Source organism: Treponema sp. B152 (assembly GCF_024181665.1).
Classification (GTDB): domain Bacteria; phylum Spirochaetota; class Spirochaetia; order Treponematales; family Treponemataceae; genus Treponema_B; species Treponema_B denticola.
Window position 1 is genome coordinate 1,748,511 of the sequence record NZ_CP058668.1, and the last position, 14,231, is coordinate 1,762,741.

The window sequence follows — 14,231 nt, forward strand, 5'->3', positions numbered from 1 at the left end:
ATAAAATCATAAAAAATACGAATTTTCTATTGACATTTTATAAAAAATAGTGTAATATCCTAGCACTTCCTAATTGGAAACATTCCCCTGTAGCTCAGTAGGCAGAGCAAGTGGCTGTTAACCACTGGGTCCGTGGTTCGAACCCGCGCGGGGGAGCTATTCGAATGACGGCTGACCTTTCCAAGGTCAGCTGATTTTTTAAAGGTAGGTGCGATATGTCAAGAGTATGTGAAATTTGCGGAAAAGGCTCAATGTCAGGTAACTCTGTAAGTAAGTCCAAAATTCACACAAAAAGAGTTTGGAAGCCCAATTTGGTAAATGTAAAAACAGAAATCGGCGGCAGGACTCTAACCATTAAAATGTGTTCTCGATGCTTAAAAAGCGATTACGTTACAAAGAAAGTTTAGTTTTTTCTTAATTTACTCCTTTTTATTTAATTTCGAGTCTGCCGAAAAGCAGACTCGATTTTTTTTGCCTCGTTTTTCTATTGAAATTTACCTGTACCTATCACTCAAAGAATAAGCCCTCATTTGAAGAATTTTATTTTCATTTTTTGCTTTTAAACATTCTTTTTCAATATCGCCGTCAAACCACATATAACCGAACATGGGGTCATCAAGGTATTTTTGATACTTCATATTAAGCCATGCAGGGAAGCAAATCCACTTCCAAGCCATAACGTCTATTGTATCTTTGTAAAATGAAGGAATCATAAGGGCGTCCTCATCTACAATTTTTTCAATCCGGCGGTTTACAGCAGCTTTTTCTACATAGGTTAAAGAGCCTTTTTCATATTTTTCTAAAAGAAGATCCATTTCAGGATTTGAATAGCCGAAAAAATTATTAAAACTCTTTGATTTAGCAAATGAAGAATGAAAAAGACTGTAATTATCGGGAAGGCGGTAAGAATTAAGGCTGCCCCACCAAGCTTGGAAGTCTCTGTTTTCAAGCTTATCAAAGAGCTTGCCTCCCATTTGCCTAAATTCAAGCTTAAGGCCTGCAAGCAGGGCCTGAGCATATAGAAGCCCGAAAGCTTCATACAATGAAGGATCGTCATATAGAATAACAAAACTCAATTCTTTTCCTTCGGAATTAACCAAGATACCTGAAGAATTTACCCTATCATACCCAGCCCTTGAAAAAAGCTCACGGGCTTTTTTAGGATCAAAGGACGGTTTTTTTATCTCGGGATTATTAAATTCAGCGCTGCCCCATGTTTGACCTGAACCGATTGTGTGAAGCCTGACTCTTTTATCGGTATAGACCCTGCTGATCATCCCATCGATATCAACTGCATAATAAAGCCCCTTTCGTACAAACAGGTTATCGAGAGGAGGTACTTGTGTATTAAAAAATAAACCTGCCGGCCCTTGTACCGGAACATGACGGCCACGCCAAAGGTTTATAAAACCGTTTTGGACATCTGCAGAAGATTCGGCCTTGGCCCATTCTCCCGGATCGTCTATATGAATTACATCAAATAGACCGCGGGCAAATTTTGTAAAAGCAGGTCTTTTGTCGCCGGTAATTATCCTATAAAAAATCTCATCGAAATTAGCAATTGCCTTAAAATGAGGATAGGTTTGTGCCCACCAATTTTCAACTTTGGCAAAATGAAGCCCGTTATTATAGTTATACTTTTTAAGAATATAAGGCCCTGTAGTCGGTTCAACTATACGGTTATATTTTGCGACCCAGTCATCAGGAATTTGCCCCTTATAAAAATGCCTTGCGATGGGTTTAAAATTACTTATATCTAAAAGTTCCTGTTCAGTATAAATTTGATTATCCAGAACATGTACGGATAAACAAAAGTCGTTTATCTTTTTTACTTCAAGATTATTATGTTTTCTGTTTTTTGCAGGATCAACAATTTTTTTAGATTTACAAAATTCGTCAGCAAAGATCCAATCATCAGCCGTACAAGGCTCGCCGTCCGACCAGAAAATATTTTCGTTAAGCTTATAATACACAGTTTTAGAAGAAATATCGACAGCCCAGAATACGGCGGAACAGGGCATAAATTCAAAGGTTTCAAATGAGGTCCATAAAAGCGGCATTTGAGTATTAAAAAGCCTTACACAAAGCTCATCGGCGCCCGGCCCCATATAGCGGAAGGTATTCGGTATATCACCTAAAAAACCGTAAAAAATACCGCCTTTTTTTAAGGCCCTAGAAGAAAGGTCCTTAGGATAGGATGTATACCATTTTAAATCGGAAGGAGTTCCGGCAATTCGGAGGTCTTTAACTAAGACGGCCGGAGCGGAAAAATCAGGAAGATTTTCCATCTCGTCCTTTAAAATTTTATCGTAAGCATCGGAAGCCGGCTGATCAAGATAAGATACCGTTTTAGAACCGCATGAAACAAAAAAAAGAGTGCATAAAGCACAAATAAAAAAAAACTTAATTTTCAATTTTTATTACCAAAAATTAAAGGTGCCGTAAAAACGGCACCTCTTATAATATTTATATCAAATGGCAGGCACACATATGCCCATCTGCAACTTCTCTAAGTACAGGTTTTTCAACCGCGCACTTATCAATTTTCTTTGAGCAGTTTAAATGGAAAGGACAACCCGTAGGAAGATGTATAGGTGAAGGTATTTCACCTGTAAAAGGAATCCTTCTGCGTCTGTTATCGGGATCGGTATCGGGAATAGCCGCTATCAGAGCCTGAGTATAAGGATGTAAGGGGTCTTTATAAATATCCACCGAAGGAGCCATCTCCATAATAGAGCCCAAATACATAACTGCAACCCTATCCGACATGTGCTTAACGACATTCAAGCCGTGCGAAATAAACAAAAGGGTTAAATTCCTTTCTTTTTGCATATCCAATAAGAGGTTTAATACCTGAGATTGAACTGAAACGTCAAGAGCACTTACAGGCTCATCGCATACAACGACTTCAGGATCCAAAACAAGGGCTCTGGCTATAGCAATACGCTGACGCTGTCCGCCTGAAAATTCGTGGGGATATCGGTAATAAGCATCTTCCGGAAGACCTACATATTTTAAAAGCCCCATAACCTTTTCTTTTCTTTCGTGCGGAGCCATTTTTGTCTGGATAAGAAGGGGTTCTTCGATGATGTAACCGACATTCATTCTGGAATTCATAGAGTCGGCAGGATCTTGGAAAATCATCTGAACATTTCGGCGTACATCTCTTAGTTTTCTTTCAGGCAAACTTTCAATGCTCTTACCCTTATAAAGAACTTTTCCTGAAGTGGGCTTATAAAGACGCATCATAGCTCGGCAAAGAGTGCTCTTGCCGCATCCTGTCTCACCTACAAGACCAAGCGTTTCGCCGGGGTATACTTTTAGATTTACCCCATTTAAGGCATGAACAACATTTTTAGTATATTTTCCTTGAGAAAATTCTTGAACTAAATCAACTGCTTCAAAAATAGGTTGTCTTTCGGCCATTAGTCTAACTCCTTTGCTCTAAAGCATCTGATAAAATGTCCGGGTTCAAATTCCTCAAGCTGTGGAGTATTTGACCGGCAATAATCGGTTGCATAAGAACATCTTTCTGCAAAGCGGCAGGTGGCAGGATAAGCCCTTGGAGAGGGTACGGCACCTTTAATATATGGTAGATGCGTCTTAGGCTCAGAGTTCATCTTGGGCATGGACGCAATTAATCCTCTTGTGTAAGGATGACGCGGGTTTTTAAAAATAGTATTAACATCGGCGGTTTCAACAATCTGTCCCGCATACATAACCGCAACATCATCGCTGACTTCTGCAACAACACCCATATCATGTGTGATGTACAGAACGCTCATATTGTTTTTTTCTTGTAAGGCCTTTATAAGGGCCAAAATTTGGGCTTGAACGGTAACGTCCAAGGCCGTCGTCGGTTCATCTGCAATAAGCAGTTTAGGATGGCCTGCAAGGGCCATAGCAATCATAACACGCTGTCTCATTCCGCCTGAAAGCTGGAAAGGATAGTTTTTTAAACGCTGTTCGGCAGACGGCATTTCTACATCTTTTAAAACCTTCAAAACGTGTGTCTGTCTTTCGTCCTTTGCTATTTCGGGACGGTGAAGTTCAAAGACTTCTCCAATTTGCTTTTCAACAATGTGCACAGGGTTTAAAGCCGTCATAGGTTCTTGGAAGATCATCGCAATCTCTGCACCGCGTTTTTTATACATCTCATCGATGGGCAGATCCAAAATGTTTTGACCCTCAAAAAGAATTTTTCCATTGGTAACAATTCCGTATGGTTGAGGCAAAATACGCATAACCGAAGAAGCAGTTACGCTTTTTCCGCAGCCCGACTCCCCTACAAGGGATAGAGTCCTTCCTCGTTCCAATTTTAACGATACTCTGTCTATTACCTCTACAGGATCCCCTGCACCGCTTTTAAAAGCAACGGAAAGGTCCTCAATCGTGAGAAGGTTTTCTCCACTCATAAATACAACTCCGAATTCGGTGCAGAGGGCAATCCCCTGCACCTTAAGATTAATCTTGATTTGGAAGCTTTAAGCCGAAGTTTTAGTCCTGCTTTGCAGCCTCCAAACCTTATTGATTTTCATAATCCTATAGCAAAAATGTCATAGGATTATGAAACTTAGAAATTATTCCGTAATATAGCGGGCTGAAGGAGTCCAAACACGAGATTCAAAGGTTTTTCCTTCGGCTTTTGCCTTAAGAACTTCTTGGCGGATATCTTCATCAATCCACATATAACCCTTGTAATTCATGAAGTCTTCTTCATAATCAAGCTTTCTGTTACCCCAAGAAGGCATTCTCATCCACTTCCAAACACCGCTTCTCACGAAGTCGAGATAGTAATGGGGAATAACCAATGCTTCTTCGTGAACAAGGCGTTCAATCTTCTTGTTGTTTTCAGCCTTTTCTACCAAAGGAGGTCCGGATTCTTCAACTGCAAGGAGTTTTTCCATCTCGTCGCTCCACCAGCCGAAAGAGTTGTTTGTACTTACCTTTTCGGCATTAGCCTTTGAGAAGTACTGCCAATATGAGGGTTCATACCATGTGTTATAACCGCCCCACCATGCTTGATGTTTTTTATTAAGAAGGGTATTGAAAGCACCGCTTTCCATCATCTTAAGTTCAATTTCTACACCGGCTTTTTTAGCCTGTTCTTTAAGAATCGATAAGCGTTCTGTGTGGTTAGGAGCAGAATAAAGAAGCTCGAAAGAAACTCTTTCACCTTTTGCATTCTGTAAGATTCCGTCAGAACCTACAACAGTGTAGCCTGCTTCACCGAGCATTTTTCTTGCCGTATCGGGATTAAAATCGGGTTTTCGGATTGAGTGGTCGTTAAAGTCTACACCGCCCCAAATCTGTCCTAAACCGATGTTGTGGTTTCGCTTATATTCGCCGTAGAGAGCTTGATCGATCATGCCCTGAATGTCGATTGCATAGTACATAGCCTGGCGAACCTTCTTATTGCTGAACAATGGGAACTGTGTATTAAAGAATATACCCTGAACACCCTGTAAAGGAATATAGTTAGCCACCCATCGGTCAACATAACCTTTAGTAATGTTTTCGTTTGTAGCACATCTTCTCCATGTTGCAGGAATGTTCATATAAAAGTAGTCGAGCTCACCGTTCCAGAAATAGTTTTCAACCATATCCTGTCCGCCGGTGATAACCTTGTATTCGACTGTGTCGATATTACATCGGTTTTTCCAGTAAGGATATTCATGTGCCCACCAGTCCTTAACTTTTTCAACAACGAGCATTTCACCCTGAACGCATTTATCGGCATTTACGATATAAGGTCCTGTTGTAGGCTCAATTTTCCAGTTATATTCGTTGTACCAGCCTTTTTTAACTTCGCCGTTATGGAAGTGCTTGGGCCTGGGGAAAAAGTCTGTCTCAGTAATAAGAGATACCTTAGGCAGCTTGTCCGATTCCAAGTACTTAATTGAAATACAATAGTCATTAATTTTTTTAACTTCAAATTTACTGTAATTGTTATTGTACCAAGGATCTTCGATGTTGGGAGAACAAAAAGATTCCCAACAAAAGATAAAGTCATCTGCCGTACAGGGGACACCGTCAGACCACTTCATCTTTTCATTAAGTTTATAGTAAACAGTCTGATTATCTGCACCGAAAGCCCAATGAGTTGCAGCATAAGGCATAAACTCCTGTGTTTCAGCGTTTACATCTAATAAGGCGGCATTAACCCTCATCAAAGGTCTTGTAACCAAGTTTGATTCGGGGCCTACATATCTAAATGTTGTAGGATACTCAGTTAAAGAAAGATGTAAGGTTCCGCCCTTCTTTGTATCTTTTGACGATAAGTCTTTCGGATAACTTGTAATCCAAACTACTTCCTCAGGCATACCTGGAACCTTGAGGTCCTTGTCCTCTACAGGCGGTGAGGTAAAGTCGGGTACACCGGCTGCAGTTTCTTCTGCCATAATTGCTTCAGCCTTAGCGATGGGGCCTTTTCCTGCAGCTCCGCCGCCAACTCCGGTACCGCCGCAAGCGATCATTCCGAGAGCAACTGAAACCAAAAGAATTAACATAGTTAATCTTTTTAATGTTTTCATAGAATTCCTCCTAATAAAGAATTACATCTTATTTTTTTATATAATTAACCTAAAAGGCTATTTATATACCGTAAATCTGCGCGGGTCAAAGGCATCCCGCAAGCCTTCACCTATAAAGGTAATCATAACCAAAACAAGTACAAAACCTGCCACAGCCGAAGAAAGAATCCACGGAGCTTCCAAATAAGTGGCCGTTCCGACACTTAAAAGTTCTCCCCAGCTCGGTGTAGGAGGCTGTAAACCGTAACCCAAATAGTCAAGAGAGGTTAAAGCGCCTATATTTCCCGATATAACAAAAGGTAAGGATGTAACGATTAGAACTATAACGTTGGGCAGAATGTGTACGGTAATTATTCTCCAAGCACTGGCACCCATGGACTTTGCAGCCAAAATATAGTCTCTTTCTCTTTCTCTATAAGTCATAGCCCTCATACCCCAGGTTTTCCCCGTCCAACTGAAAGCTATATTTATTAAAACAAACATGGTAAATGTAGGCTTAAATATTGAAGCCAAAATCATAACCATATAAAGGTAGGGTATGCGCTCCCATATTTCTATAAATCTTTGAGAAATCGTATCAAAGGTACCTCCAAAGTAACCCATTGCAATACCGATGATAGTTCCGATAAAGTATGTTGCTGCAGCTACCAACAAGGCAAAGGACATAGCAATCCTGTAACCGTAAATAAGACGGGCAAAGATATCCCGCCCGATTCGGTCGGTGCCCAAAATATGGCGTGTCTTAAAAGAAGGAGCAAGGGGATGGAACATCTGTCCCTTATCGCCTTTTGCAAAACGTATAGTTAAAATCTTTCCGTTCCCAAGGTCAATTCTGTTATCCTTTGAACCGATTTTATGCCAAATATAGTCTGAAGCATTTACGGATTCATTCGGGTGAGAGCGTCCCACGGAAATGCCTACCCAATTCTTTGAAGCTGAAGGAAAGTCGGATAAGGGCTGCTTGGATGCAGCCGAATCGGCAAATTTAATCCAAGTATAGTCTTTTTCTGCCATTTTTATTCCGTTTATAACACCCACCGCTATCCATTTATAGTCTGCAGGGTCATCCATAGGCAATTTTTCCTTAGATGTAACGGCAATACCCATACTGGGAGTTCCGTCAAAGGTAAGAGCCAAAGGAGCGGCAGCAGTATCTGCCTCATAGGGGTTATAAGGAATCAGAGGAAGGAGAACCCAGCCTCTTTTTTCGGCCTTAATATGTTTTTTAAACTCTCTGTAATTTAATTCAAGTTCATTTTCGACTCTAAAACCGAAATCTTCGGCCAGAAGAGTCCTGCTATAGGTAGGGAAATAAAGCTTACCGTCAACCCACATCATAATGGGTCTGTTTGAAATAAACAACTCGGCAACAAGGGATAGAACATACAAAATGCTGATAAAAATAAGGGCATATTTAGCCTTTTTAATCTCTCCAAAGCGCTCAAAACGCTTTTTCATAAGGGGGTCTATTCTAAACCTGTTTCTAAATGCTCCCCAATATTCTTTTACAGTATCTAAAAAAGTTTTTGATTTTACATCATCACTCATATTATTCACCTAACCTTATTCGGGGATCTACCACCGAAAGAATAAAATCGCTTAAAATATTACCTATTAAACTCAAAAGAGAGGTCATTACCAAGGAGCCTAATACAACCGGATAATCGCGGTCAACAATGGCCCTAAATGAAAGAAGGCCCATGCCGTTTATATTGAATATTTTTTCGATAAGAAAGGCACCTGAAAAGAAAATCGTTATAAGACCGCCCAATCCGGCAGCAATAGGAATAATACTGTTTCTAAAGGCATGTTTCCACATGGCATCTTTAAAGGTTCGGCCCTTTGCAACAGCGGTTTTAATATAATCTGCAGCCATATTTTCCATGAGGTTGTTTTTCATAACCATTGTCGTAACGGCAAATGAACCTATGACATAGGCTATCATTGGCAAGAACATGTGCCAAACATTGTCTACAACTTTTTGGAAAAAATTCATATCCATGTAATTTCGTGAATAAAGTCCGCCCGAGGGGAACCAAGGAAGTGTAAAAGCAAAAATTTGCAATAAAATAATAGCAACAATGTAGCCCGGGAGAGCATAACCTATAAAGATGAATACCGAGGAAACGTTATCAAAAAGGCTTCGGTGTTTTAGGGCTTTTTTGATACCCAAAGGAATACATATAGAATAAATCAAAATAACCGAAATAATACCGAATCTTAAGGATATAGGGAATTTACTTACAATCATCTGAAATACCGGATCGTTATATTTTGTAGAACGTCCCATATCTCCCCTTAAAAGGCTTCCCATCCATTCGAGATAGGCAATCGGCCACGGCTTGTCAAAACCGTAAAAGGCAGCAAGTTCAGCCAAAGCCTCAGCGTTAAGGGGCTGAGAGTCCTGCTTGCTTGAACTTCCGCTTTTGCCTTCTTGGGCCAACATTCTCTGCATAATAGCCCTTTCAATCGGACCTCCGGGAACTATGCGGGTTACTGCAAAGACCACCAATGTTATACCTATAAAAGTAGGAATAATCAAAAGCAATCTTCGTACGAAATAGTTATTCATTATAAAGCTCCATAAAACCAAGATACTAACATACGACACATCCTAACCGAATTATATCAGGTTGATTATCTTACTAAGAGAGAATGGATGTGCATACTTAGACGTCCGTAATTTTAGCATAATGTTAAAAAAAAGTCTAGAGTTCAGGCAGCATTTTAGCATGGATTTCCAATTATTTATTGATAAAAATGTTGATTTGAAGACTTTAAGCAGGGGGGTTAGCCCTGCTTTCCAGCCTCCAAACCTCATTGATTTTTATAAATTATTCCGCAATATAGCGGGCTGAAGGAGTCCAAACACGTGGTTCAAAGGTTTTGCCTTCGGCTTTTGCCTTAAGCACCTCTTGGCGGATATCTTCATCAATCCACATATAGCCCCAATAATACATAAAGTCGGCATCAATATCTAGCCTTCTGTTACCCCAAGAAGGCATTCTTATCCACTTCCAAGCACCGCATCTCACAAAATCAGTGTAGTAGTTAGGTACAATCAATGCTTCTTCATGAACAAGGCGCTCAATCTTCTTGTTGTTTTCAGCCTTTTCTTCCAAGGGCGGTCCTGACTCTTCAAATGCAAGAAGTTTTTCCATCTCTTCACTCCACCATCCGAAAAAGTTGGTTGTATCTACCATTTCGGCATTAGCCTTTGAGAAGAGTTCCCAATATGAGGGCTCATAATCCGTGCTCAAGCCGCCCCACCAAGCCTGGTGTTTTTTATTAAGAACGGTATTAAAAGCTCCGCTTTCCATCATCTTGAGCTCAATTTCTACACCGGCTTTTTTAGCCTGTTCTTTAAGAATCGACAAGCGCTCTGTTAGACTAGGCCTTGAATACAAAAGTTCAAAAGAAACCCTTTCACCCTTCGAATTCTGTAAGATTCCGTCAGAACCTACAACAGTGTAACCGGCTTCTCCTAGCATTTTTCTTGCCGTATCGGGATTAAAATCGGGTTTTCGGATTGAATGGTCGTTAAAATCTATACCGCCCCAAACATTGCCTAAACCGATATTATGACTTCTCTTAAATTCTCCATAAAGAGCCTGATCGATCATGCCCTGAATGTCGATGGCATAATACATAGCCTGCCTAACTTTCTTGTTACTGAATAAAGGGAACTTGGTATTAAAGAAGATACCCTGAATACCTTTCAATGGTAAATAGTTAGCAACCCAGCGGTCTACATAACCTTTGGTAATGTTTTCGTTTGCAGCACATCTTCTCCATGTTGCAGGAATATTCATATCAAAGAGATCGAGTTCTCCGTTCCAGAAATACTTTTCAATTATGTCCTGTCCGCCGGTGATAACCTTGTATTCGACTGTATCAATATTACAGCGGTTTTTCCAGTTAGAATATTCATGAGCCCACCAGTTTTTAACTTTTTCAACAACCAGCATGTCGCCCTGAACGCATTTATCGGCATTTACAACATAAGGTCCCGTTGTAGGCTCAATCTTCCAGTTGTATTCGTTGTACCAGCCGTTTTTAACTTCGCCGTTATAAAAGTGCTTAGGTCTGGGACTAAAGTTTGCCTTACTAATAAGAGAAACCTTAGGCAGTTTGCTCGATTCCAAATACTTAACGGAAACACAGTAGTCATTAATTTTTTTAACCTTAAATTTATCATAATAGTTATTACACCAAGGATCATCCAGATCGCGAGAACATAGAGACTCCCAAACAAAGACAAAGTCATCTGCCGTACAGGGAACTCCGTCAGACCACTTCATATGCTCATTAAGTTTGTAGTAAACAGTCTGATTGTCGGCACCGAAAGCCCAGTGAGTTGCAGCATAGGGCATAAATTCCTGTGTTTCAGGGTTTACTTCCAAGAAGGCGGCATGAGGATTCATCAAATATGTTGTACTCAAGTTTGATTCAGGTCCTACATATCTAAATGTTGTAGGATATTCATCTAAAGAAAGATGTAAGGTTCCGCCCTTCTTTGTATCTTTTGATGATAAGTCTTTAGGATAACTTGTAATCCAAACTACTTCCTCAGGCAGACCTGAAACTTTGAGGTCCTTGTCCTCTACAGGCGGTGAAGTAAAGTCGGGTACACCGGCTGACATTTCTTCTGCCATAATTGCTTCAGCCTTAGCGATGGGCCCCTTTGCAGCAGCTCCGCCGTCAGCTCCGACACCGTCGCAAGCGATCATTCCGAAAGCAACCGAAACCAAAAGAATTAACATAGTTAATCTTTTTAATGTTTTCATAGAATTTCTCCTAATAAAGAATTATCTTATTTTTTTATATAATTAACATAAAAAAGGATAAAGTTCAAGAAGATTTATTTATATTTTTAATTATTTATTGATAAAAATCATCAATTTGATCAAGACTGACAAATGTCCCCTTTTTGCAGGTCAAGATATTTCCGCAAGAACATTCTCCGCAAATACCAACCCCGCACATCGTGTTCATTTCCAATGACATAAAAATCTGATTTTTACGCACACCCAATTTTAAAAGAATTTCGGAAGCTCGGCGCATAAAAATCATAGGCCCTACCAGATAGGCCGTAAAAAAGTCCTGCTTGCCCATCTTTTCGGCTTTTCCCTGAATCGGGAGGCCGGTATTCCCTTCAATATTGTCTTTTTGGAATTGGTTTAGCACCCTGCCGATAACGCCCTTGTCGGCCACTTTTTTATAGGCACCGCATTCAATAAGAATTTTTTCGATACCGTTGGGCTCCTTTTTTTTAATTTCTTCGGAAGTTCCCACATAGGTAGAGACTAAGGCTCCTTGCTTTTTTAAGCGTTTTGCAAGGGCAGGAAGGACTGCAATACCCGTACCGCCTGCAATTAAAAGGGCATTTTCGGTTTTAGGAGGTTTTATTCCTTTGCCGTAAAGGCCCCGCATATAGATTGTATCTCCTGCTTTTAGCTCAAAAAGAGCTTCCGTAAAGGGGCCGCGTTTTTTTATGATAAGGCTTATAGGATCGGCTTCCGCAAGGGAAAATGGCTTTTCGCCAACTCCGGGAATCCATAAGAAGACAAACTGCCCTGCTTCGAATTTACACTTTCCGTTTAGGGTAATTATAATGATATCTTCGCTTTCTTTTTCGATTTTGACGATGGTTTTAGCTTCGTATTCCAAGGCCCTTTTTTTACGCAAAAATGAGGAGGTTTTATCGGTTTCTTTGCCGCGTATGCAGTTTAGAGCATCCGAGGCAAGATTTTGAAAAAAAGGCTTTAAATCGTCTTGTTCAAGCATGCCGCAGGCAGAACCTATGCCTATTATATCGGCCCCGGCCCTAACGAGTTCTGCAGCTTGAGCACCCGTCATAACGCCTCCCATTCCGATTATAGGAATTTCTTCTCCTACAGCCTTCCGTATTTGCCCGATACATTCCAAAGCCCTTGGGAATACCCATGAGCCGCTCATACCGCCCTTTCCGCCGAGTTTATTTTGCAAGATGGGCTTTCCCGAATGGGGCTCAATGTAAACCTTGGGGCCTACGGTGTTGATAGCCGTTATGCCGTCTGCGCCGGCTTCAATTACGGCGGCAGCTATGGCTCCTATATCTTCTACATTGGGGGTAAGCTTTACAAAAATCGGCACGGCACAATCGGGGAGAGCTTTTTTTATGATTTTTACGTATTCGGAGGCAATCGCAGGGTCGCAGCCTATGGAAGCACCGAAGCCGGCCGAAGCATGGGGACATGAAAAGTTAAGCTCAAAGCAGTCGGCTAATTCTTCAAAGCCCTTTAAAAGGCTGATAAAATCTTCAGGGTTTGAGGCCGAAAGGGAAACATTTAAAATAGAATCGGTTTTCCATGAGGAGCGGAGCTCTTTTAGTTCTTTTACGGCCTGTTCCATTCCGCAGTTACGAAGACCGACGGAATTGCCGAAACAGCCCAATTCGGGTTCACAAAGGATGGGTTCTCTATTTCCCGGATTGGGCAGCACCTGAAAGCTCTTTGTGGTTACAAGGCCGAAGCCAAGCTCATCGGCACAATACCTTATCAAATTAGGCTTTGTAGAAAGAACACCCGACACGGTGGCAAGAACAGGTTCTATCCTTCCTTCCCTCGCTGCAAGCCCTGCATTTTTAATTTTTTGTATTATTTCTGCCTTACTTCTCATTCCCATTCCCTGCCGATTATCTTATCTATCGATATTCATATAAAAAACGATACCGACCTGATAAAATTTAACTTGAGTTTTTTTATCGGTATCAAGAATCTTTGTTTGGTAAAAATCCGCCTCACCGCCGCCTTTATAAAGGGGCTTGGTTTGCCACTGAGCCAAAAGCATTATATTATAATCTTTTTTAATATTAAAATTAATGATAGGCCCGAAGGTAGTTAGGAATAGGTTTTCACCCCATACTTTATTATCGAGCCCTTTGGGAGAAGCAAACAGTTTTTTTTCTACATCTATTTTCATTGCAATTAAATCTAAAAATATAGGCATCTTATATCCTATAAGATATGAAGCCTGATATTTCCATCCGTTACGGTTTTCTCCGGAATCGGCTTGATAAAGCCACGATGTTTCGGAATCTACACCGCTCATAGCCTTATAAAGCGCAGCTTGGTCTGTGCGGAAGACCACATGAGACCAGTCATTTGGAATTACGGCACCGAGGTCAAATTGAAAAGCCCCTCCAAAAGAAAAAGAATATATGGATTTACTGAAATTGAGCGGAATATAGTTTGATTTACCGGCATTATTTTTGTTTAAGGCAAGACCATACAGAGTCTTAATATTCCAACCTGATCCGACACGGGACTCGGTATAAAATTCCAAAAAAGCAATAGGCGTCCAAACAATGCCGAATTTTCCTTCAAAACTTATGGGACTCAATTCCGCCCCGATTTTAAAGTTGATATTATTATCTTTTGTCAAAGGATTATCAAACTGCATAAGCGGAACTTTAAAATTCTGAGTTACGCCTACCAAGGCTTGAGGCGGCCATGTAACAATAGCATTTATGGTTGTAGTATAGGCAACTTTTTTATTACTATGATGTTCTGAAGATTGACTTTTATGAGATTCTTCGTGGGCAGTCAAAGGTAAAAATAAAAACGAGCACAAAACGATACCGATAAAAAGTTTTTTCATAAAATGTAACTCCTATTTGTTAATCTTAAAGTTTTATGATTTTATCACATAGCAAGT

The 14,231-nt window shown here is 40.5% G+C and carries 10 protein-coding genes and 1 tRNA gene; 2 read left to right on the plus strand and 9 right to left on the minus strand.

Annotated features, from left to right (window positions below; genetic code table 11):
* Nucleotides 1–83 precede the first annotated feature (83 nt).
* Nucleotides 84–156, plus strand: a tRNA-Asn gene (locus HYB91_RS08110).
* 59 nt (nucleotides 157–215) lie between these two features.
* Nucleotides 216–407: a 50S ribosomal protein L28 gene (gene rpmB / locus HYB91_RS08115; protein ID WP_002677448.1), complete on the plus strand. Its 192-nt coding sequence runs from the start codon at nucleotides 216–218 to the stop codon at nucleotides 405–407.
* 87 nt (nucleotides 408–494) lie between these two features.
* Here the strand turns inward: rpmB and HYB91_RS08120 are convergent, their stop codons facing one another.
* From HYB91_RS08120 to HYB91_RS08160, 9 genes are all read right to left on the minus strand, one after another.
* Nucleotides 495–2,414 (minus strand): ABC transporter substrate-binding protein, encoded by a 1,920-nt coding sequence (locus HYB91_RS08120; RefSeq protein WP_002677446.1) that lies wholly within the window; start codon nucleotides 2,412–2,414, stop codon nucleotides 495–497.
* 52 nt (nucleotides 2,415–2,466) lie between these two features.
* The gene (locus HYB91_RS08125; protein ID WP_002670424.1) at nucleotides 2,467–3,426 is read right to left on the minus strand and encodes an ABC transporter ATP-binding protein; all 960 of its coding nucleotides are present in this window, start codon (nucleotides 3,424–3,426) and stop codon (nucleotides 2,467–2,469) included.
* Nucleotides 3,426–4,415 (minus strand): ABC transporter ATP-binding protein, encoded by a 990-nt coding sequence (locus tag HYB91_RS08130; protein WP_002677444.1) that lies wholly within the window; start codon nucleotides 4,413–4,415, stop codon nucleotides 3,426–3,428. Before HYB91_RS08130 ends, HYB91_RS08125 begins: the two co-directional genes overlap by 1 nt.
* A gap of 165 nt (nucleotides 4,416–4,580) precedes the next feature.
* Nucleotides 4,581–6,533, minus strand: a complete 1,953-nt coding sequence (locus HYB91_RS08135; protein WP_253719470.1) for an extracellular solute-binding protein — start codon at nucleotides 6,531–6,533, stop codon at nucleotides 4,581–4,583.
* 57 nt (nucleotides 6,534–6,590) lie between these two features.
* Nucleotides 6,591–8,081 carry an ABC transporter permease subunit gene (locus HYB91_RS08140; protein ID WP_002677440.1) on the minus strand — a complete coding sequence of 497 codons (1,491 nt, stop codon included), beginning with the start codon at nucleotides 8,079–8,081 and terminating at the stop codon, nucleotides 6,591–6,593.
* A gap of 1 nt (nucleotide 8,082) precedes the next feature.
* Nucleotides 8,083–9,105, minus strand: coding sequence for an ABC transporter permease subunit (locus HYB91_RS08145; RefSeq protein WP_002670414.1), 1,023 nt, complete (start codon nucleotides 9,103–9,105; stop codon nucleotides 8,083–8,085).
* A gap of 262 nt (nucleotides 9,106–9,367) precedes the next feature.
* Complete coding sequence (locus HYB91_RS08150; RefSeq protein ID WP_002677438.1) at nucleotides 9,368–11,320, minus strand: ABC transporter substrate-binding protein; 1,953 nt, start codon at nucleotides 11,318–11,320, stop codon at nucleotides 9,368–9,370.
* 94 nt (nucleotides 11,321–11,414) lie between these two features.
* On the minus strand, nucleotides 11,415–13,193 hold the full coding sequence (locus HYB91_RS08155) for a dihydroorotate dehydrogenase (protein ID WP_002677436.1): 1,779 nt from the start codon (nucleotides 13,191–13,193) through the stop codon (nucleotides 11,415–11,417).
* A gap of 21 nt (nucleotides 13,194–13,214) precedes the next feature.
* The gene (locus HYB91_RS08160) at nucleotides 13,215–14,174 is read right to left on the minus strand and encodes a hypothetical protein (protein ID WP_002677434.1); all 960 of its coding nucleotides are present in this window, start codon (nucleotides 14,172–14,174) and stop codon (nucleotides 13,215–13,217) included.
* Between the last annotated feature and the right edge of the window lie 57 nt (nucleotides 14,175–14,231).

Bases quoted from the DNA above. Each gene is read 5' to 3' on its own strand.
- rpmB (WP_002677448.1), top strand. From the start codon at position 216: ATGTCAAGAGTATGTGAAATTTGCGGAAAAGGCTCAATGTCAGGTAAC.
- HYB91_RS08125 (WP_002670424.1), bottom strand. From the start codon at position 3,426: ATGGCCGAAAGACAACCTATTTTTGAAGCAGTTGATTTAGTTCAAGAA.
- HYB91_RS08130 (WP_002677444.1), bottom strand. From the start codon at position 4,415: ATGAGTGGAGAAAACCTTCTCACGATTGAGGACCTTTCCGTTGCTTTT.
- HYB91_RS08135 (WP_253719470.1), bottom strand. From the start codon at position 6,533: ATGAAAACATTAAAAAGATTAACTATGTTAATTCTTTTGGTTTCAGTT.
- HYB91_RS08140 (WP_002677440.1), bottom strand. From the start codon at position 8,081: ATGAGTGATGATGTAAAATCAAAAACTTTTTTAGATACTGTAAAAGAA.
- HYB91_RS08145 (WP_002670414.1), bottom strand. From the start codon at position 9,105: ATGAATAACTATTTCGTACGAAGATTGCTTTTGATTATTCCTACTTTT.
- HYB91_RS08150 (WP_002677438.1), bottom strand. From the start codon at position 11,320: ATGAAAACATTAAAAAGATTAACTATGTTAATTCTTTTGGTTTCGGTT.
- HYB91_RS08155 (WP_002677436.1), bottom strand. From the start codon at position 13,193: ATGAGAAGTAAGGCAGAAATAATACAAAAAATTAAAAATGCAGGGCTT.
- HYB91_RS08160 (WP_002677434.1), bottom strand. From the start codon at position 14,174: ATGAAAAAACTTTTTATCGGTATCGTTTTGTGCTCGTTTTTATTTTTA.